The following is a 19,361-nucleotide window of genomic DNA, read 5'->3' as shown; positions in this document are numbered from 1 at the left end:
CGGCAGGCTGCTCATGGTCTCGGGCTTTCGTGTTTTCGTTCGATGTCGTCGCTTCGCGACGGTGTTCAGGCGGCCGCGCGCTTCGCGAGGATCTCGAAGGCCGGCAGCGTCTTGCCTTCGAGCACTTCGAGGAAGGCGCCACCGCCGGTCGAGATGTAGCCGATGTCGCGCTCGATGCCGTACTTCGCGATTGCGGCCAGCGTGTCGCCGCCGCCGGCGATGCTGAAGGCCGCGCTCTCCGCGACCGCGCGCGCGACCGTCTCGGTGCCGTGCGCGAAGGCGTCGAACTCGAACACGCCGACCGGGCCGTTCCAGACGATCGTGCCGGCGGCTTTCAACTGCGCCGCCAGCAGCGCGGCGGTCTTCGGGCCGATGTCGAGGATCAGGTCGTCGTCGGCCACGTCGGCGCTGTCCTTCACCGTCGCTTCGGCATCGGCCGCGAAGCGCTTCGCGACGACCACGTCGACGGGGATCGGCACCGCGGCGCCGCGCGCGGCCATCGCTTCGATCACCGACTTGGCCTCGTTCACGAGGTCCGCTTCGGCGAGGCTCTTGCCGATCGGCAGCCCGGCCGCGAGCATGAAGGTGTTCGCGATGCCGCCGCCGACGACGAGGCCGTCGACCTTCTCGGCCAGGCTCTTCAGGATCGTGAGCTTGGTGCTGACCTTCGAGCCGGCGACGATCGCCACCAGCGGCCGCTTCGGGGCCGCCAGCGCCTTCGAGATCGCGTCGATCTCCGCGGCGAGCAGCGGGCCGGCGCAGGCGGTCTTCGCGAACTGCGCGATGCCGTGGGTCGAGGCTTCGGCGCGGTGCGCGGTGCCGAAGGCGTCGTGCACGAACACGTCGCACAGCGCGGCCATCTTCCTGGCGAGCGCCTCGTCGTTGTTCTTCTCGCCCTTGTTCAGGCGGCAGTTCTCGAGCAGCACGACCTGGCCCGGCCGCACCTCGACGCCGTCGACCCAGTTCGCGATCAGCGGCACCTCGCGGCCCAGCAGCTCGCCGAGGCGCTTGGCCACCAGCGCGAGCGAGTCCTCCGGCTTGAACTGCCCCTCGGTCGGCCGGCCGAGGTGCGAGGTCACCATCACCGCCGCGCCGGCCTTCAGCGCCAGCTCGATGCAGGGCACCGAAGCACGGATGCGGGTGTCCTCGGTGATGCGACCCGCATCGTCCTGGGGGACGTTGAGATCGGCGCGGATGAACACCCGCTGCCCGGCCAGCCTGCCTTGCGATGCGAGATCGGCGAGACGCAAAACCTTCAATCCTTGCTCCTTCGATCAGAAAAACGTGGAACCGCCGCGCAGCGCGCGGCCGCGGCATCAGCCGAGCCCGAAGCCGAGCTTGAGCACCAGCAGCACCGCCATGCCGACGACGATCGTGCCGAGGATGCCGCGCCGCCAGAAGAACCAGGCGCTGCCGGCCGCCGCGGCGTAGGTGCGCGGATCGAGCCAGGGCTCGGTGACGAAGCGGCCGGCGCTCATCGTGATCTCGGGCACCACCACCGCCGCCAGCGCGGCCAGCGGCGCGTAGCGCAGCCCACGCTGCACCCAGGCGGGCAGCACCAGCTCGCGCTCGGACAGGAAGAAGAAGCAGCGCGTGACGACGGTGATCACGGTCAGGCCGGCGAAGGTCAGCAGGATCTCGCCGGTGCTCATCGGCAACCCGGTCATTGCGCACACCTCGCTTCGGTTCTGCCGGCCGGCGGCCCGGTGTCCGGGCGACGCTCGAGCCAGGCGCGCAGGCGGCGGCTGGCGTCGCCGTCGCCGTCGATGAACAGGCCGACGCAGACCGCCGCGGCGATCGCGACGACGATGTGCAGCTTGAACGGCAGCGCGAAGGCGGCCACCGCCGCGGCGCCGGCGACGACCGCCGCGATCACCGTCGCGCGGTCGGACACCAGCGAGTACGTCAGCCCGAGCAGCGCCAGCGTGCCGGCGAAGGCCAGCCCCCAGTGCGTCGGGATCACGTCGGCCAGCAGGATGCCGAGCACCGACGGCACCTGCCACGCAAGGTAGTTCACGCTCGCGCCACCGAGGAAGTACTCGATCTGCCCGTCGGCCGACTTCGGCGGCGCACCGCCCGGCTCGGCGAAGCGCTTCATGAACAGCACGTAGTTGATGTCGCCGGCCACGTAGCCGAGCAGCAGCCGCGCGCGCAGCCGGTAGCGCATGAAGTAGGGCCGCCACTGCGCGCTGAAGATCACGAAGCGCAGGTTGACGCAGAAGGCCGTCGTCCAGATGACCCAGATCGGCGCGCCGAGCGCGATCAGCGGCAGCGTCGCAAGCTGTGCGCTGCCGGCGTAGACGGTGAAGCTCATCAGCAGCGCGAGCGGCACGCCGAGGCCGCTCTTGACCATCGCCACGCCGGTCACGAGCCCCCACGCAGCGATGCCGAGCGAGACGCCGGACATCTCGCGGACCGCTTCACGATAAGCAGGATGCGCGAGCGTGGCGCGCAGGGAGAGCGCAGACGGGGACATCGCGGCGGATTGTCCCACCGCCCTCGCGCCGGGCCGGCGCGGCGCCGCGGCGCGCTCAGCGCCGGCTGACCTTGCCGTTGCCGGCGATCGAGACCTCGGGCGTCGCCGCGCCCCGGTGCCTGACGTTGCCGCTGCCGACGATCGACACCGCCAGGCTCTGCCGGGCGAGCACCGAAGCGTCGCCGCTGCCGGCGATCTTGACCGCCACGGTGTCGGCCTCGAGCCTTTCGGCCTCGACCTCGCCGCTGCCGGCGATGCTGGCGCTGAGCCGGCTCGCGCGGCCCTCGAGCTCGACGTCGCCGCTGCCCGCGATCGTGACGGTGACCTCGCCCTGCTGGATCGCCTTGAGTTCGATCGCCCCCGAACCGGCGACCGCCAGCGCAAGCGAGTCGCCGGCCAGGCCGCGGCCTTCGACATGGCCCGAGCCCGAGATCGCGATCGCGCCGAGCTGCGTGGCGCCGACGACGACCGTCACCGGCCGCTTGCCCGCGACCGAGACGCCGTCGCGCCAGCGCAGCTCCAGCGTGCGCGGGCTGCCTTCGGCCTCGACGATGCGGGTCTCGACGGCGCCCAGCAGGTTGTCGTCGCCGCGCAGCTCGACACCTGGCCCGCCGCCCGGCTCGACGACGACCTTGAAGTCGGCCTTCAGGTGCAGCGCGCGGAAGTCCGCGAGTTCGCGGCGCTCGCTGGCCGGCTTGCCGCTTGCGACCAGGCGGGCCGGCTGGCTCCAGCTTGCCGCAGGCATCGAGGCGGCGACGAAGACGGCAGCCAGCAGCAGGCGGCGCGCTGAAGAGGGGGGCGAGGCAGGCATGGCGGCTTGGGAAGCGGGCAGACCGCAGTCTCGCCCGCGCGCGCGGGCGAAGGCGAGCGCGGCGCGACAGACCGCCGCCCGCGCCGACCGGCCAGCCGCGCGCGGCTTCAGCCGGGCTCGGGGCGCACCACCCGCGGCTTCGGCGGCAGCTCGACGCGGCCGGTGCCGACCTCGGCCGACGGCGGCTCGACGGCGCGTTTCTCGGCGCGCGCGGGGCGGGCTTCGAGCTTGCCGCCCGAGCCGTCGGCGAGCTTGTCGGCGCGTTCGGCCTTGTCGGCCCGTTCCGCCTTCGCGGACGGCGCGGGCGCGCTCGGCGCGACGGCTTCGAGCTTGTTCTCGCGCATGTACTCGTCCATCTCGCGCCAGCCGGCGAAGATCGCCGCGCGCTGCGCTTTCGGGTTCAGCGCGTAGCAGTCCTCGATGGCCCGGCCGGCGTGGCGGCACGCGCTGCCGACGGCCTTGCCGTCGGCTTCGCGCTGCGCGGTGGCTTTCTCTGCGGCTTCCGCGCCGGTCAGGTCGCAGCCGGCCACCAGCGCGGCGCTCACGACGGCGAGGGCCGTGGCCGTTCGGCGCAGCGACGCGGGGATCGGGACCAGGGACGCACTCATGGCGCCCTGTATCGGCCGGCCGGCGGCGGACTTGAGCCCGCGGCCGCCGGGCTCCGCGTCAGACGGCGACGCCGGCGCGCGCCATCCGCATCAGCTTCTCGACCCGCTCCTCGGTCGAAGGGTGGGTGCTGAACAGCCCGCGCAGGCCGCCGCCCGAGAGCGGATTCATGATCATCATCTGCGCGGTTTCGGGGTGGCGCTCGGTCGCGCCGAGCGGCCGGCCGCGTTGCGCGTGGGCGTGGATCTTTTCCAGCGCACTCGCGAGCGCGGCCGGATCGCCGGAGATCTCGGCGCCGCCGCGGTCGGCCTCGAACTCGCGGGCGCGGCTGATCGCCATCTGGATCAGGCTTGCGGCCAGCGGCGCGAGCAGCATCACCGCGATGGACGCGAACGGGTTCGTGGGCCGGCCTTCGCTGTCGCGGCCGCCGAAGAACATCGCGAAGTTGGCGAGCATCGAGATCGCGCCGGCCATCGTCGCGCTGATCGTGCTGATGAGGATGTCGCGGTGCTTCACGTGCGCGAGCTCGTGCGCCATCACGCCGCGCAGCTCGCGTTCGCTGAGCACGCGCAGGATGCCGGTGGTCGCGGCGACCGCGGCGTTGGCCGGATTGCGGCCGGTCGCGAAGGCGTTCGGCGCGTTCTCGTCGATCAGGTAGACGCGCGGCATCGGCAGCCCGGCGCGCTCGGCCAGCTCGGCGACCATCCGGTAGAACGCCGGCGCGCTGCTCGCATCGACCTCGCGGGCGTTGTACATGCGCAGCACCAGCTTGTCGCTGAACCAGTAGCTGAAGAAGTTCATGCCGAGCGCGACGACCAGCGCGATCGCCATGCCCTGCCGGCCGCCCAGCACCGCGCCGATCGCCATGAACAGCGCCGTGATCGCGGCCATCAGCACGGCGGTCTTCACCAGATTGAACATGACGCAAGGTCCTTCGAGCCACGCCACGTCGGCGCCCGGCGTAGATGCCGGCCGGCCGCGCGAGTTCAAGGGACGGCGAGCGGCGCGCCGACCGAGGGCGGGTACGACTCGAACAGCTCGCGTGCGGCGATGCGGCGTCCGCCGGCGCGCTGCACCTGGAGCAGCTTCAACGCGCCGCGCCCGCAGGCCACCACCGGCTCGGCACCGCCGGCGATCACCTGACCCGGCACGCCCGAGGCTTCGACGACTTCGGCGCGCCAGAGCTTCAGCGTCTCGCCGCGCCACTCGAAGCTGGCGCCTGGGAAGGGGTCGAAGGCGCGCACGCGGCGCTCGATCGCCTCGGCCGAGGCGCGCCAGTCGAAGCGGGCCTCGTGCTTCTCGATCTTGCGGGCGTAGCTGACGCCGTCGTCCGGCTGGCCTTGCGGCGGTGGCGCCGCGCCGCCGTCGAAACGCCGCAGCACCTCGACGACGAGCCGCGCACCCAGCGGCGCCAGCCGGTCGTGCAGGCTCGCGGTGGTGTCGTCGGCACGGATCGGCTCGGCACGCGCGGCGAGCACCGGGCCGGTGTCCAGGCCCTCGTCCATCTGCATGATGCAGATGCCGGTCTGCGTGTCGCCGGCTTCGATCGCACGGTGGATCGGCGCGGCACCGCGCCAGCGCGGCAGCAACGAGGCGTGGATGTTCAGGCCGCCGAGCGGCGGCAACGCGAGCGTCCAAGCCGGCAGCAACAGGCCGTAGGCGGCGACGATCAGCGCATCGATGCGCGCGTCGCTCAAGGCCGCGCGCGCGGCTTCGGCGTCGGCACGGTGAGCGCCGTCGAGCTTCAGGCTCTTGGGCTGCACGACGGCAAGGCCGCGTTGCTGCGCCAGCTGCTTGACCGGCGAAGCCTGCAGCTTCATGCCGCGCCCGGCGGGGCGGTCCGGCTGCGTCAGCACCAGCGGCAGCTCGAAGCCCGCGTCGAGCAGGTGTTCGAGCGCGACGCGCGCGAACTCCGGGGTGCCGGCGAAGGCGAGTCTCACGGCGTCGATCGAAGCGGGAAGGCCGCGCTCAGGCGCCGGCTTCCTCCTTCGCCTTCTTCAGCATCTTGGTCTTGATGCGGTTGCGCTTGAGCGGCGACAGGTACTCGACGAAGACCTTGCCGACGAGGTGATCCATCTCGTGCTGCACGCACACCGACAGCAGCCCGTCGGCGTCGAACTCGAAGGGCTCGCCGTCGCGGCCGAGCGCGCGCACGCGCACCCGCGCGTGGCGCGGCACCTTGTCGTAGATCTGCGGCACCGACAGGCAACCTTCGTCGCCCATCGTCATCTCGTCGCTGGTGGCGACGAGCTCCGGATTGATCAGCACCAGCGGCTCGTCGCGACCTTCGGAGACGTCGATCACGATCAGCCGCTCGTGCACGTCGACCTGCGTCGCCGCGAGGCCGACGCCTTCGGCGGCGTACATCGTCTCGAGCATGTCGTCGGCGAGCTGGCGGATGCGCGCATCGACCACCGCCACCGGCTTGGCGATCGTGTGCAGGCGTGGGTCGGGGTAGCGAAGGATGTCGAGCTGAGTCATGGCATCGGTGCCTGCGAGACGCTTGCCCGCGGGGCCGCGGAAGGCCGTGAAGGGCTACCGTTCGTGCGGGCTCGCAGGCCGGTGGTTTCGTTGCGACAGCAAGGCTTTGTCGGCAGAATCTTCGAAGCGAAGTGAGGATTTTCGCGCAAGCGCGAGCAAGCCGGCGGCGATGCCGCACGAGACCTCGCATAAAACATGGGGCGCCGGACGGGAGCATGCCGTCGTCCACGGAGAGAGCCCGATGACTTGCACGATGACCCCCGTTGCCACCGCCGCGAGGCTTGGGCGCTCACCGCTTCGCTCGTTCGGCACCGTCTGCGCCCTCGTGCTGGCCTGCAGCGCGGCTTTTGCCGCCGAACCGAATTTCCCGATCACGCCGAAGCAGCGCAGCACCGCGCAGCAGGTCGCGCAGACCGGCGTCGCGCTGTCCGAGCTTTCGCCGACCGCGCCCGATCAGTACACGGTCAAGCGCGGCGACACGCTGTGGGACATCTCCAAGCTTTTCCTCAGGAGCCCGTGGCGCTGGCCCGAGCTCTGGGGCATGAACCTCGACCAGATCCGCAACCCGCATCTCATCTACCCCGGCCAGCTGCTGGTGCTCGACAAGAGCGGCGACCGCGCGCGTCTGCGCGTCGCGCAGGGCCCGGGCGGAACGGTCAAGCTTTCGCCGCGGGTGCGCGACGCGGGGGCGTCGTCGGGTCCGATCGCCGCGGTGCCCCTGAAGTCGATCGAAAGCTTCCTCAACGATGCGGTCATCTTCGAGAACGACGACCTCGAACGCGCGCCGCGGATCGTCGCGACGCAGGAGGGCCGCGTGCTGCTCGGTCGCGGCGATGCGGCCTATGTGCGCGGCGACGTCAGCGCGGCGCGCGAATGGACGGTGTTCCAGCAGCCGAAGCCGCTGAAGGATCCGGACACCGAGGCGGTGCTGGGCTACGAGGGCGTCTACGTCGCGACCGCGCAGTACGAACGCGAAGGCACGACCAACGAGAAGGGCGAGGTGGTGCCCGCGACCTTCCGCATCGCCGAGAGCCGGCTCGAAGCGAACGTCGGCAACCGCCTCGCGCCTTCGCAGGCCAAGGACTACTCGCCCTACGTGCCGCGCGCGCCCGGCGCGCCGGTCGCCGGGCGCATCGTCAGCGTTTATGGAGAGGCGCTGAACGCGGGCCAGAACCAGATCGTCGCGTTGAACAAGGGGGCGCGGGACGGGCTCGAGCGCGGCCACGTGCTCGCGCTGTGGCGTGCCGGCGCGCTCGAGCGCGACACGACGCAAGGCGGCCGCGCTCAGCCGGTGCGCCTGCCCGACGAGCGGCACGGCCTGCTGTTCGTCTTCCGCGTCTTCGACCGGATGGCTTACGCGCTGATCCTCAACGTCAACGAGCCGGTCTCGCGCGGCGATCGCTTCACCGAACCCTGACTCGGGCCGACGACGCGACTCCTTCCAGCCTGATGCTGGAGCCGGAAGAACTCGCCGCCTGGCTGCGGCTCGCCGAAGCGCCCGGCATCGGGCGCGAAGCCGCGCGGCAATTGCTCGTGCGGCACGGCTCGGCCGAAGCGGCGGTCGCGCGGGTCGGGGCAACCAAAGCGCCGGACGAAGCCTTCGACCGCCTGCTCGCCGCGACCCGTGCCTGGCTCGACGCCGCCGAAGCCGATGCGCCGCGCCACATCTTCGCGCTGGGCGATCCGGCCTATCCGCAGGCATGGCTCGAGGCGCCCGACCCGCCGCTGCTCGTCTACGCGATCGGTCGCGTCGAACTGCTCCATGCGCCGACGATCGCGATCGTCGGCAGCCGCAACCCGACGCCGCAGGGTGAAGAGAACGCGCGCCAGTTCGCCGCGGCGATGAGCCGCGCCGGCCTGACGATCGTCTCGGGCCTCGCGCTCGGCATCGACGGCAAGGCACATGCGGGCGGCCTGGAAGGGCCGGGCTCGACGATCGCGATCGTCGGTACCGGGCTCGACCGCGTCTACCCGAAGCGCCACCTTACGCTCGCGCACCGTATCGCGCGCGAGGGCCTGATCGTCAGCGACTTCCCCGTCGGCATGCCGGCGCTCGCGCAGAACTTCCCGCAGCGCAACCGGCTGATCGCCGGGCTGGCGCGCGGCACGCTGGTGGTCGAGGCGGCGCTGGCGTCGGGCTCGCTGATCACCGCGCGGCTCGCGGTCGAGGCAGGCCGAGAGGTGTTCGCACTGCCGGGCTCCATCCACTCGCCGCAGTCGCGCGGCTGCCATGCGCTGATCAAGCAGGGCGCGAAGCTGGTCGAACGCGCCGAGGACATCCTCGACGAACTCCGCTGGGTGGCGCAGCCGAAGCTCGCGCCACAGGCCGCGCCTGCACCCGTGCCCGAGGCGATGGACGACGACCCGCTGCTGGCTGCGCTCGGCCACGAGGCGGCGACGCTCGATCAACTGTGCCTGCGCACCGGCATCGAGCCGGCCACCTTGAGTGCCAAGCTGCTCGATTTGGAGCTGGCCGGGCGCGTCGCGCGGCTGCCTGGGCAAAGCTATCAGCGCGTCGTGCGCGCCTGAAACCCGGAAGGGCCGGAGCACCGAAACCCCTGTGTTATCTTGGCCCGCATGTTCGAAGTCCTCGTCTACCTCTACGAAAACTACTGGCAGGCGAACGCCTGTCCCGACCACCGGCAGCTCTCGCGCAAGCTCTCGGCGGTCGGTTTCGAGAACGAGGAGATCGAAGACGCGCTCGGCTGGCTGGCCGGCCTGAACGAGGCTGCGGCCAACTGCGCCGAGACACGCGACTCGAGCGCGCTGCGCGTCTATTCGCCGGGTGAACAGGCCAAGCTCGGATCGGCCTCGATCGGCTTCATCAGCTTCCTCGAATCGGCCGGCGTCCTGCGCCCGCCGATGCGCGAGATGGTGGTCGATCGCGCGATGGCGGTCAGCGACGCGCCGCTTGCGCTCGAGGACCTGAAGGTCATCGTGCTGATGGTGTTCTGGAGCCTTGGCGAGGAGCCCGATGCGCTGATCCTCGACGAGCTGTTCGTCGATGACGAGGATCGGTTGATCCACTGAACCGCATCGCTCGATCGAAGAGGCCGCCGAGGTGCTGAACCCCGGCGGCCTCTTCAATTCAGGAGTCGGCCCGGATCGGCGTCGAGCTTGGCCAGCGCGCTGCGCGTGGCGCGCACTGTCAGTGCCTCGTCCTGCGCCGGCACCAGCAGGCCGGCCTGCAGGTACGAAGCAAGCCGGTGCTGCTGGAACAACGAGCCGCGGCCCTGTTGCGAGACGAACAGGCTCAACTGCTTGCGCAAGCCGTGCCACGCGAGCTGCACCGGCTCGATGCGGTCGTTGTGCTCGAGCATGTACCAGCCACCGACCTGAAGCTCCTTCGCCCAGGCGACCATCGCCGGCGTCGGCATCGAGCCGCCTTCGCTGACGATCTGCAGCTCCGAGCTCTCATGGCCCGAAAGGTCCATCACGATGGACTCGTCGATCGTGATGTCCTCGGCGTCGGGCAGCATCGACTCCAGGTCCTCGAGCCGCGCCATCAGCTCGTCGAGCCGCTCGGCAGGGATCGCCGCGGCCTTCGCGGTGAAGGCGGCGGCGAGCGAATCGTTCAGCGCCTTGATGTGCTCGTCCTGCTTCTCGGCGACGAGCCCGGCCTCGGCCATGCCTTCGCGCAGCGTCCTCAACAACGGCGGCAGTCGGCGGATGACGTCGGCGCGTTCCTCGCGCGAGACCTTGGCGCTGGCCGACCAGATCAGGTCGGCCGCTGCCCGCTTCATCGTGCGTGTCGCCTCGCTGGCGGCGCCGGACTTCAGAGCGGTCGTCGCGAGCACGTCGGCCCAGACCTGGAACAGGAAGGCGCGCACGCCCTCCTGCACCGGCACCTCGTTGAGCATCTTGCGCAGCTCGATCGTGTACTGGATCGCCATCGTCTCGCGCTGCTCGACCTGCTGCGCGAGCGAGACGCCCTTGCGCGTCGCCTCGTTCTCGTTCTGGAAGTAGTGCTCCAGGAAGCGCTCGAACTCGGTGAGCACCGTCTGGAAGACGCGCCGGCCGGTGTCGGGGTAGGCCTCGACGACCTGCACGATGCGCTTGATCTCCTTGTCCAGCGCGTCGCCGGCCGCGCGCGTGCTGATGTCGAAGCCCATCACGCAGGCGCCCATGCGGTCGATCAGCTTGCGCGCCGGATGGTCGGTGGTCGCGAAGAAGTCGGGCTCGCTGACCGCGACGCGCAACACCGGCATCTGCAGGCGCGCGAACCACACACGCACCACCGCCGGGATCTTCTCTTCGGTCAGGATGCTCTGGAACAGCAGCGCGACGATCTCGATCGTCGCGCGCTCGACCGGCGTGGTCGCCGCCTGTTTGAGCTGCGTCTTGCGCTGCTGCAGTTCGCCGAGGATCGCCGGCGTCGACAGCGGCGTGCGCTCGTCGCGGCCGGTGCTGGTGAGCTGGCGCTGGATGTTCGACTGCGCATCGGCGATCGCGCGCTTGAACTCCGGCGAGGCGGGCAACTCGGCGGTGTCGGCGAAGGCCGGCACCTGGCGGCCGACCAGCTTGTTGAGCCGGCCCAGCACCGCCTCGGCGTGGCCGACGGAACGCGCGAGGCTGTTCATCCGCGTCATCAGCCGCGTCTCTTCGGCCACGCTGATGCCGCTGGGCCCCCCGATCACCACGTTGGCGCGCCGCGTGTCGACGATGTCGCCGAAGCCGGTGGTCACCGGAATCGACGCGACGTGCCCGCCGATCGAGCGGCGGATGAACGGGCGCAGGTCGATCTCGGGCCGCACGCCTTCGCCGAGCAGCCAGCGGTTGGTCTCGTGGTAGGCCTCCTCGATCAGTTCGCCGAAGGTTTCGTGCGTCACCTTCTGCGCGGTCTTCCAGTGCTCCAGCGTCAGGCCGGCGCCGCGCCAGCTGTCGATGACCACCCGCGCGACGACGTGCGGTCGCAGCACGTCGTCGCTTTCGAGCTCGTCGCGCTGCTCGAGCGACGACATGCGGCTGCACAGGTCGGTGAATTCCCAGGAGGCCTTGTCCGTCATCGCGAGCGCGAGACGCGACGAGAGGATCTCGATCTCGATCGCGTCGTCGGACACCAGCTCCAGCGCCGGGCTGGGCGCGCTCAGGCTGCTGGCCGGCACCGCGCCGATCGAGGTGCGGCCCAGCTTCATTGGCCGCGGCATCGCGTTGAACGCATCGATCATCTGCTGCTGCCAGGCGGGCGCCGGGCGGATCAGATCGAGCGCGGTGTTCTGCCGCCTGTGCGCCGTTTGGGGATCGGCCTTCTCGTTGGCCAGACGGTGCATGCCGTCGAGTACCGCGCGCACCGCCGGCGGCAAGGCGAGCAGCAACGACTCCAGATAGACCCGCCTCGCTTGCGCGGCCAGGGCGAACGAGGCGGCTGGAGGGGCCATGACGCAGCGGCGTGGGCTCGGGTTTGGTCGGGGAAGTGTGAAGGAGGCCGCACGCGGGCGGCCTCGAGACGGCGACGTTCGCGCGGATTCTGACGCTAAACCATGGCGCCGGCGTTGGGATCGTCGGGGTCGCCGGCCTTCGGCGGCGCGGCTTTCATCAGGTCTTCGCGCTTGACACCCAGCCACATCGCGATCGCCGCGGCGACGAACACCGACGAATAGATGCCGAACAGGATGCCGATCGTCAGAGCGATCGCGAAGTAGTGCAGCGTCGCGCCGCCGAACAGCAGCATCGACAGCACCATCATCTGCGTCGAGCCGTGCGTGATGATCGTGCGGCTCATGGTGCTGGTGATGGCGTGGTCGATGACCTGCGGCGTCGTCATCTTCCTGAACTTGCGGAAGGCCTCGCGGATCCGGTCGAAGATCACCACCGACTCGTTGACCGAATAGCCCAGCACCGCGAGCACCGCCGCCAGCACCGCGAGCGAGAACTCCCACTGGAAGAAGGCGAAGAAGCCCAGGATGATGACCACGTCGTGCAGGTTCGCGACGATGCCGGCCACCGCGAACTTCCACTCGAAGCGGAACGCGAGGTAGACCATGATGCCGATCACCGTGACCGCCAGCGCGATCGCGCCGTCGCGCGCGAGTTCGGCGCCGACCGAGGGGCCGACGAACTCGCTTCGTTGCAGCGTCAGCGGCTCTCGCTCGGCCGCGCCTTCGGCCTTGACGACGCAGATCTGGCGGTCGATCTGCTCGCCCTTGTCGCTGCGCAGGCTGCGCGACTCGACGCTTGCGCGCTCGGCCTGGCACAGCGCGCCGAACACGCGGCCGACGACCTCGGACTGCTTCACGCCTTCACGCAGCGGCAGGCGGATCAGCACGTCGCGCGACGTGCCGAACTTCTGGACCTGCACCTCGCCGAAACCCAGCGCCTCGACGGTGGCGCGGCTCTTCTCGATGTCGGCCGGCTCGCTGTAGGCGACCTCGATGACCGTGCCACCCGTGAACTCGATCGACAGGTGCAAGCCGCGCGTGACGATGAAGAAAACCGCGAGCGCGAAGGTGACGAAGGAGATGACGTTGAAGATCAACGCATGCTTCATCAGCGGGATGTCGCGGTGGATGCGAAAGAACTCCATGGATGCTCCTGCTCAGGCTTCGGCGGTGGGCGGCGTCGCCGCGCCGTCGGGCCGCCAGACCTGACCGATCGACACGCTCTTGAGCTTCTTCTTGCGGCCGTACCAGAGGTTCACCAGCCCGCGCGAGAACAGCACCGCCGAGAACATCGAAGTGAGGATGCCGAGGCAGTGCACGACGGCGAAGCCGCGCACCGGCCCGGAGCCGAAGGCCAGCAGCGCGAGGCCGGCGATCAGCGTCGTGATGTTGGAGTCGAGGATCGTCGCCCACGCATGCTCGTAGCCGAGGTGGATCGCCTGCTGCGGCGGCTTGCCTGCGCGCAGTTCCTCGCGCACGCGCTCGTTGATCAGCACGTTGGCGTCGATCGCCATGCCCAGCGTGAGCGCGATCGCGGCGATGCCGGGCAAGGTGAGCGTCGCCTGCAGCATCGACAGCACCGCCACCAGCAGCAGCAGGTTCAGCGCGAGCGCGAGCGTCGAGAACACGCCGAACAGCAGGTAGTAGGCGCACATGAAGACGGCGATCGCGGCGAAGCCGTAGGCCACGCTGTCGAAGCCCTTCTCGATGTTCTCGGCGCCGAGGCTCGGACCGATCGTGCGCTCCTCGATGATCTCCATCGGCGCGGCCAGCGAGCCGGCGCGCGTGAGCAGCGCGAGGTCGGCCGTCTCCTGCGGCGTGAAGCTGCCGGTGATCTGGAACTCCGAGCCGAACTCGCCCTGGATCGTCGCGACCGAGATCGCCTCGCCTTTGCCCTTCTCGTAGAGCACGATCGCCATCAGCTTGCCGATGTTCTCGCGCGTCACCGCGCGCATCGCGCGACCGCCGACGTCGTCGAGCCGCACCGAAACCGCGGGCCGCTGGTCCTGGTCGATCGTCGCCGAGGCGTTCTTCAGCTGGTCCCCGGTCGCGACGACCTCGCGCTTGAGGCCGACCATGCGCGTGCCGCCGGTGCGCTCGCGCGACGGCACGGTCTCGGCGGCGACCGCGGTGTCGGGCTCGACGAGCCGGATCTGCAGCGTCGCGGTGCGGCCGATGATGTCCTTGGCGCGCGCGGTGTCCTGCACGCCGGGCAGCTGTACCACCACGCGGTCGGCGCCCTGCTGCTGGATCACCGGCTCGGCGACGCCGAGCTCGTTGACGCGCTTGTGCAGCGTCTCGATGTTCTGCTTGAGCGTGGAAGACTGGATCTCGGCGATGGCCTTCGGCGTCAGCCGGCCGACCAGCCGCTGGCCGCTGCCGTCGGCGGCGGGCTCGGTGGTCCAGGTCAGCGACGCGAGACGCTCCGCGAGCACCCGGCGCGCTTCCTCGGCCAACGCCGCGTCGGCGACGTTGACCGCCAGGCCGTTGGCCTCGCGCGTGATGCCGCCGAAGCGCAGCCGCTTCTCGCGCAGCGCGTTGCGCGCATCGCTGACGTAGGTGTCGAGCTGCTGCTTCAGCGCGGCCTGCATGTCCACCTGCATCATGAAGTGCACGCCGCCGCGCAGGTCGAGGCCCAGATACATCGGCAGCGCATGCAGCGCGGTCAGCCAGTGCGGCGAGCGCGACAGCAGGTTGAGCGCGACGATGTACTGCGGGTCCGACGGATCCGGGTTCAGCGCCTTCGCGATCGCGTCCTTGGCCTTGAGCTGGGTGTCGGTGTCGTCGAAGCGCGCACGCACCGAGGTGCCCTCGAACTGCACGAAGTCGGCTTGCACGCCGGCGGCCTTCAGGGCCTCTTCGACGCGCGGCACCAGCGCCGCATCGACCTTCACCGTCGACTTCCCGCTCGACACCTGCACCGCCGGCGCCTCGCCGAACAGGTTGGGCAGCGTGTAGACCAGGCCGATCACCAGCGCCAGCGCCAGCAGCGCGTACTTCCAGAGCGGAAAGCGATTCATCGCAACATCCCATCGAACGAAAGCCGCGACACCTCCGGAGAAGGTGGCCGCGGCCTTCGGGTCCGCCGTGCGGACGGCTTGTTTACTTCAGCGTGCCCTTCGGCAGCACCTGCACGACGGCGCTGCGCTGCACCTGCAGCTCGACACCTTCGCTGACCTCGACGTGCAGGTAGCTCTCGCCGAGCTTCGCGACCTTGCCCAGCACGCCACCGGCCGTGACGACCTCGTCGCCCTTCGCGAGCGCCTCGATCATCGTCTTGTGCTCCTTCTGCCGCTTCATCTGCGGGCGGATCATCACGAAGTACAGCACCACGAACATCAGGACGATCGGCAGCATCGTCAGCAGGCTCGATTCGCCGCCGGGCGCCGCCGCGGGGGCGGTCTGGGCAAGGGCTTCGGAGATGAACACGGGTGGATCCTTCGGCAAGAAATGGCGGCCTCAACGAACAACGGCCCTGGTAGGGAACCGAGGGCCGCATCTTCGGTGAAGGTCGGTGAATCGCTTGGTGGCTCGGGGCGGAATCGAACCACCGACACGCGGATTTTCAATCCGCTGCTCTACCAACTGAGCTACCGAGCCAAGGGGCGGCAGTGTAGCAGCGGGACCGACCCGCTCCGGCCGCAGAAGTTCAGGCCGCGAGGCCCTTTTTGCCGCGGCTGAGATCGACGCCGAGCTGCTTGAGCTTGCGGTAGAGGTGGGTGCGTTCGAGGCCGGTCTTCTCGGCCACACGCGTCATGCTGCCGTTCTCGCGCGCGAGGTGGAACTCGAAGTAGGCCTTCTCGAACGCATCGCGCGCCTCGCGCAGCGGCCGGTCGAGCTCGAAGCTCTGCTCGGCCTGCGGGCCGAGCTGCACCGCAAGGGCCGCGCCATGGGCCAGCGGCAGCGGCGCGAGCAGGCTGGTCTCGCGCGTCGCGCGCAGCGGCAGCGCCGCTGCAGCGGGCGCGGCCGGTTTCGCCAGGCCCTGTTCGACCGCACGCAGCAGCTTCTGCAGCGTGATCGGCTTCTCGAGGAAGGCCATGGCGCCGAACTTGATCGCCTCGACCGCGGTGTCGATCGTGCCGTGGCCCGACATCATGATCACCGGCATCGTCAGCAGGCCCGAGGCGCTCCACTCCTTGAGCAAGGTGACGCCGTCGACGTCGGGCATCCAGATGTCGAGCAGCACCAGATCGGGCCGCTTCGAATCGCGGGAAGCGCGTGCCTGGGCCGCGTTCTCGGCCACCTCGACGCTGTGCCCTTCGTCGCCGAGGATGTCCGACAGCAACGCGCGGATGCCGAGTTCGTCGTCTACAACAAGGATGTTGGCCATGGGGTCCTGAGGCCGGCGGCGGGTTCGCGTGGTGAGCTAGCCGCGCGCGGGCAGGCACTTCGAAAATGATAGCGAAACCTGTGCGCCGGCCACCGCTTGCCCCTCGGGCTCGCCTGGATCGCCGGCATGGGCGTGGGCTGCCGCGTGCTGGTGCAGGTTGCGCAGGCGGATGCGCGCGCCGTGCTCGTCGGCGATCTTCTTGACGACCGCGAGGCCGAGCCCCGTGCCCTTGAGCTTGGTGGTGACGTAGGGCTCGAAGGCGCGCTTCAGGACGTGTTCGTCGAAGCCGGGGCCGTTGTCGGTGACCACGAGCCGCAGCGTCTGGCCACCGGCCGCCGCCGCGTCGTCGCCCCTGCGGCCCTCGAGCCGCAGCGTGACCCGCCCGTCCTGCCGCTCGGCCACCGCATCGAGCGCGTTCTGCAGCAGGTTGTGCACCACCTGGCGCAGCTGCGACGCGTCGCCTTCGATCCACGGCAGCCCCGGCGGCAGCTCGACGCGCAGCCGCCCGCTCTCCTGCGCCTGGCCGTAGAGGCCGATCACCTCCTGCACCAGCGCCGCCAGGTCCAGCGGCAGCAGCTTGGCCGCCGGCAACCGCGCGTAGTCGCGGAACTCGTTGACCAGCTGCTTCATCGCCTGCACCTGGGTGACGATGGTCGCGGTGGCCTTGTCGAGCAGCTGGCGCTCGGGGCCGTCGAGCTTGCCGACCAGCCGCATCTGCAGCCGCTCGGCCGACAGCTGGATCGGCGTCAGCGGGTTCTTGATCTCGTGCGCGAGCCGGCGTGCCACTTCGCCCCAGGCCTCGGCGCGCTGGGCCGAGACCAGCTCGGTGATGTCGTCGAAGACGACGAGGCGCGTCGGCCCGGGCGGCGCGCTGTGGGTCTCGGCCGCCTCGACCGCCGCTTCGGTCGTCTCCACGGGCGGCAGGGCGACGCCGCGCGCCAGCAGCGTCACCGCGGGCCGGCCGGGCGCGGCGCGCAGTTCGAACGACTGCTGCCACTGGTCGCGCTCGCCGGGCTCGCCCGCCTCGGCCACCGCATCGAGCGCCGCGAAGCGCTCGCGCAGCAGCGCGTCGAAATCGGCCAGCCCCGGCACGTCGGCGAGCGGGCGGCCGAGGTGCGGCGCGAGGCCGACGCGCAGGATTCGCGTCGCGCCCGCGTTCACGCTGTCGATGCGCCCGGCCGCGTCGAACACGATCACGCCGGCGCTCATGTTGTCGAGGATCGCCTGCAGCTTGCCGCGCTCGGTCTGCAGCTCGCCGACGCCGCGCTCGACCAGCGCGCGCGCCTCGGCCAGCTGCCGGGTCATGTCGGCGAACGAGCGGGTCAGGCCGCCGAGCTCGTCGTGCGACGCGAACACCGGCTTGGGGCCGAGGTCGCCGCGCGCGACCTCGCGCACCCCGTCGGCCAGCAGCAGCAGCGGCCGCGCGAGCCGGTTGCCGAAGGCCACCGCCAGCAGCATCGCGCCGAACACCGCGAGGATCAGCGTCAGCGTCAGCGTGCCGATGTACATGCGCCGCAAGCCTTCGCGCGCGAGCGAGCGCTGCTGGTACTCGCGGTAGGCGCCCTGCACCGCGAGCGCGTTCGCGGTGAGCGCCGCCGGCAGCAGCTGCGTGACCATCAGGTAGCGCTCCTGCGCCTCGAGCGCGAAGCCGGGCGAGGCGATCGGCGCGAGCGCCCGCGCGCGCGCGGGCTGCTGCGAGGTCGCCGCGGCGGCCGACGCGCTGCGGCCCGCGAGCGCCGTGCTGTCGTCGTCCAGTCCTTCCACCTGCGTCGCGACCCGCGCATTGCGCGCGGTGCGCATCAGCGAAGGCGGCGGTCGCTCGGCCGTCAGCGCCGAGCCGGTGCCGACGCTGCGGATGACCTGTCCCTGCGCGCCGACGATCGCCACGTCGAGCGCGAACAGCTGCTCGCGCAGCCGCTCCAGCGCCAGCGGCTGCTCGCGCTCGGGCGCGTCGCCCATGCGCTCGGCGGCCAGCCGCGTCTTGGTCGCGAGCTCGGCGACCAGCGTGTCGATCGTGCCGCGGCCCAGGCTCAGGCCCGCTTCGAGCGCGCCTTCGACCTGCACGTCGAACCAGCTCTCGATGCTGCGCGAGACGAACTGGTAGCTCACGGTGTAGACCAGCACGCCAGGCAGCGCCGCCACCAGCGCGAACACGATCGACAGCCGCAGCAGCAGCCGCGAGCCGAAGCGCCCGCGCAGCACGCGCGCCGCCAGCCGGACGCTGCCGACCACCAGCACGCCGATCAGCACGGCCGCGATCACCACGTTGACCACCACCAGCCAGCCGTAGTGGCGCTCGTAGAACTGCCGGTTGTCGGTCGCGACCGCGAGCAGGAAGGCGAGCACCAGCGCCGCGGCGGTCAAGGCCGACAGCGCGACGATCCACAGCCCGCGCGAGCCTCGCTCGTCGCGCCGCAGCCAGGCCCGCGCGAGGCGGCTGCGCCAGGAAACAGGGGCGGGACCGGCGTCGCTCATGACGGCTTGGTGGCGCGCTCGACGGGCACCGGCGCTCGCGAACCGGCGGCTAGCGCGGCGCCGCGGCAGGCGCCGCGACCGAAGCCGACGCGGCGGCGGCCGAGGCCGCCGCCGCGGGCTGCGCCACCTCGGGCACCGCGATGCGGCGTTCGAGCGCGAGCGTCCAGTCGGCGTCGGCGCCGAAGCTGATCTGCAGCGGGCGCGGCAGCTGCGAGGTATCGAGCTTGAACGAGAAGTCGAGGTACTGGCCGGGGCCGTCGGACAGCTGCGAAGGCTCGGCCAGCTTCCAGCGCGCGCTGCGCTGCAAGGCGGCGAGCGCGTCGTCGAGGTTGTCGTAGTTCTGGCCGACGCTGCCGAGGTTGAGCCGGTAGCGGCGCGTCAGCGGCTGCCAGGTGAGGCGCCACTGCCGCTGCTGGCGCGCGACCATCTGGTCGGCCCAATACCAGCGGCTGCGGCGCACGGTGGCTTCGGCGACGAAGTACAGCGGCACGCCCTTCTGCATCGCCTCCTCGACCGCGCGCGGCAGCTCGAAGCGGGTGGCGTAGCCGAGCAGCAGTCCTTCGTCGGTGCGCGTGAGCTCCAGGCTCGCCAGCTCGATGCCCTGGGCGCGCGCCGGCAGCGCCGCGAGCGCGGCGAGCAGCCCCAGCAGCAGCCCCGCGCACAGCAGCCGCCAGGGCCGCGAGGCCGGCGCGCGCGGCGCGTCGCGCACGCAGGCGGCCGGCAGGGGTGAGGCAGAGGACACGGCGGTCGTTCGGATCGTTCTGAGCTTCCAGGACGCCGGTCGCGTCGCGGTCCGGCGGCCTG

Annotated in this window: 18 protein-coding genes and 1 tRNA gene; 3 read left to right on the top strand and 16 right to left on the bottom strand. The window is 70.9% G+C overall.

Going from position 1 to position 19,361, the window contains the following annotated elements:
- Positions 1-65: 65 nt before the first annotated feature.
- The 8 genes from VFR90_RS06370 to def all read right to left on the bottom strand — a co-directional run bounded on the left by VFR90_RS06370 (position 66) and on the right by def (position 6,374).
- Positions 66-1,259: a phosphoglycerate kinase gene (locus tag VFR90_RS06370; protein WP_326405262.1), complete on the bottom strand. Its 1,194-nt coding sequence runs from the start codon at positions 1,257-1,259 to the stop codon at positions 66-68.
- A gap of 57 nt (positions 1,260-1,316) precedes the next feature.
- Entirely contained in the window at positions 1,317-1,667 is a 351-nt protein-coding gene (locus VFR90_RS06365) for a branched-chain amino acid transport AzlD family protein (protein WP_414676497.1), read from the bottom strand.
- On the bottom strand, positions 1,664-2,476 hold the full coding sequence (locus VFR90_RS06360; protein ID WP_326405261.1) for an AzlC family ABC transporter permease: 813 nt from the start codon (positions 2,474-2,476) through the stop codon (positions 1,664-1,666). The genes VFR90_RS06365 and VFR90_RS06360 overlap by 4 nt, the downstream gene beginning before the upstream one ends.
- 55 nt (positions 2,477-2,531) lie before the next feature.
- Positions 2,532-3,287, bottom strand: a complete 756-nt coding sequence (locus VFR90_RS06355; RefSeq protein WP_326405260.1) for a head GIN domain-containing protein — start codon at positions 3,285-3,287, stop codon at positions 2,532-2,534.
- Between the two features lie 107 nt (positions 3,288-3,394).
- On the bottom strand, positions 3,395-3,895 hold the full coding sequence (locus tag VFR90_RS06350; RefSeq protein ID WP_326405259.1) for a hypothetical protein: 501 nt from the start codon (positions 3,893-3,895) through the stop codon (positions 3,395-3,397).
- 58 nt (positions 3,896-3,953) lie between these two features.
- Entirely contained in the window at positions 3,954-4,814 is an 861-nt protein-coding gene (htpX, locus tag VFR90_RS06345; RefSeq protein WP_326405258.1) for a zinc metalloprotease HtpX, read from the bottom strand.
- A 65-nt stretch (positions 4,815-4,879) separates the two neighbouring features.
- Entirely contained in the window at positions 4,880-5,833 is a 954-nt protein-coding gene (gene fmt, locus VFR90_RS06340; RefSeq protein WP_326405257.1) for a methionyl-tRNA formyltransferase, read from the bottom strand.
- Between the two features lie 28 nt (positions 5,834-5,861).
- Entirely contained in the window at positions 5,862-6,374 is a 513-nt protein-coding gene (gene def / locus VFR90_RS06335; RefSeq protein WP_326405256.1) for a peptide deformylase, read from the bottom strand.
- A gap of 253 nt (positions 6,375-6,627) precedes the next feature.
- On the opposite strand from def, the gene VFR90_RS06330 reads away from it, so the two are divergent.
- Genes VFR90_RS06330 through VFR90_RS06320 form a run of 3 tightly spaced genes read left to right on the top strand, consistent with a single transcriptional unit; the run spans position 6,628 to position 9,404 of the window.
- The gene (locus VFR90_RS06330) at positions 6,628-7,791 is read left to right on the top strand and encodes a LysM peptidoglycan-binding domain-containing protein (protein ID WP_326405255.1); all 1,164 of its coding nucleotides are present in this window, start codon (positions 6,628-6,630) and stop codon (positions 7,789-7,791) included.
- A 32-nt stretch (positions 7,792-7,823) separates the two neighbouring features.
- Positions 7,824-8,903 carry a DNA-processing protein DprA gene (gene dprA / locus VFR90_RS06325; RefSeq protein WP_326405254.1) on the top strand — a complete coding sequence of 360 codons (1,080 nt, stop codon included), beginning with the start codon at positions 7,824-7,826 and terminating at the stop codon, positions 8,901-8,903.
- Positions 8,904-8,951: 48 nt separating this feature from the next.
- On the top strand, positions 8,952-9,404 hold the full coding sequence (locus VFR90_RS06320) for a Smg family protein (RefSeq protein WP_326405253.1): 453 nt from the start codon (positions 8,952-8,954) through the stop codon (positions 9,402-9,404).
- A gap of 53 nt (positions 9,405-9,457) precedes the next feature.
- Here VFR90_RS06320 and VFR90_RS06315 read toward each other — a convergent pair whose 3' ends face one another.
- From VFR90_RS06315 to VFR90_RS06280, 8 genes are all read right to left on the bottom strand, one after another.
- Complete coding sequence (locus VFR90_RS06315) at positions 9,458-11,752, bottom strand: DUF1631 family protein (RefSeq protein WP_326405252.1); 2,295 nt, start codon at positions 11,750-11,752, stop codon at positions 9,458-9,460.
- A 95-nt stretch (positions 11,753-11,847) separates the two neighbouring features.
- On the bottom strand, positions 11,848-12,897 hold the full coding sequence (gene secF / locus VFR90_RS06310) for a protein translocase subunit SecF (protein ID WP_326405251.1): 1,050 nt from the start codon (positions 12,895-12,897) through the stop codon (positions 11,848-11,850).
- A gap of 12 nt (positions 12,898-12,909) precedes the next feature.
- Entirely contained in the window at positions 12,910-14,772 is a 1,863-nt protein-coding gene (gene secD, locus VFR90_RS06305; RefSeq protein WP_326405250.1) for a protein translocase subunit SecD, read from the bottom strand.
- Between the two features lie 82 nt (positions 14,773-14,854).
- Entirely contained in the window at positions 14,855-15,181 is a 327-nt protein-coding gene (gene yajC / locus VFR90_RS06300; RefSeq protein WP_326405249.1) for a preprotein translocase subunit YajC, read from the bottom strand.
- Between the two features lie 95 nt (positions 15,182-15,276).
- A tRNA-Phe gene (locus tag VFR90_RS06295) sits at positions 15,277-15,352 on the bottom strand.
- A 49-nt stretch (positions 15,353-15,401) separates the two neighbouring features.
- A complete protein-coding gene (locus VFR90_RS06290) occupies positions 15,402-16,082 on the bottom strand; it encodes a response regulator (RefSeq protein WP_326405248.1) in 681 nt (226 codons plus the stop codon).
- 36 nt (positions 16,083-16,118) lie between these two features.
- Entirely contained in the window at positions 16,119-18,557 is a 2,439-nt protein-coding gene (locus tag VFR90_RS06285; RefSeq protein ID WP_326405247.1) for a sensor histidine kinase, read from the bottom strand.
- Between the two features lie 49 nt (positions 18,558-18,606).
- A complete protein-coding gene (locus tag VFR90_RS06280) occupies positions 18,607-19,299 on the bottom strand; it encodes a DUF4390 domain-containing protein (protein ID WP_326405246.1) in 693 nt (230 codons plus the stop codon).
- Between the last annotated feature and the right edge of the window lie 62 nt (positions 19,300-19,361).

The organism is Methylibium sp., assembly GCF_035762065.1.
In the GTDB taxonomy this organism is placed as follows: Bacteria; Pseudomonadota; Gammaproteobacteria; order Burkholderiales; family Burkholderiaceae_C; genus Methylibium.
Note: the sequence above shows the minus strand (reverse complement) of the source record. Positions and strands in the feature narration are given on the sequence as shown.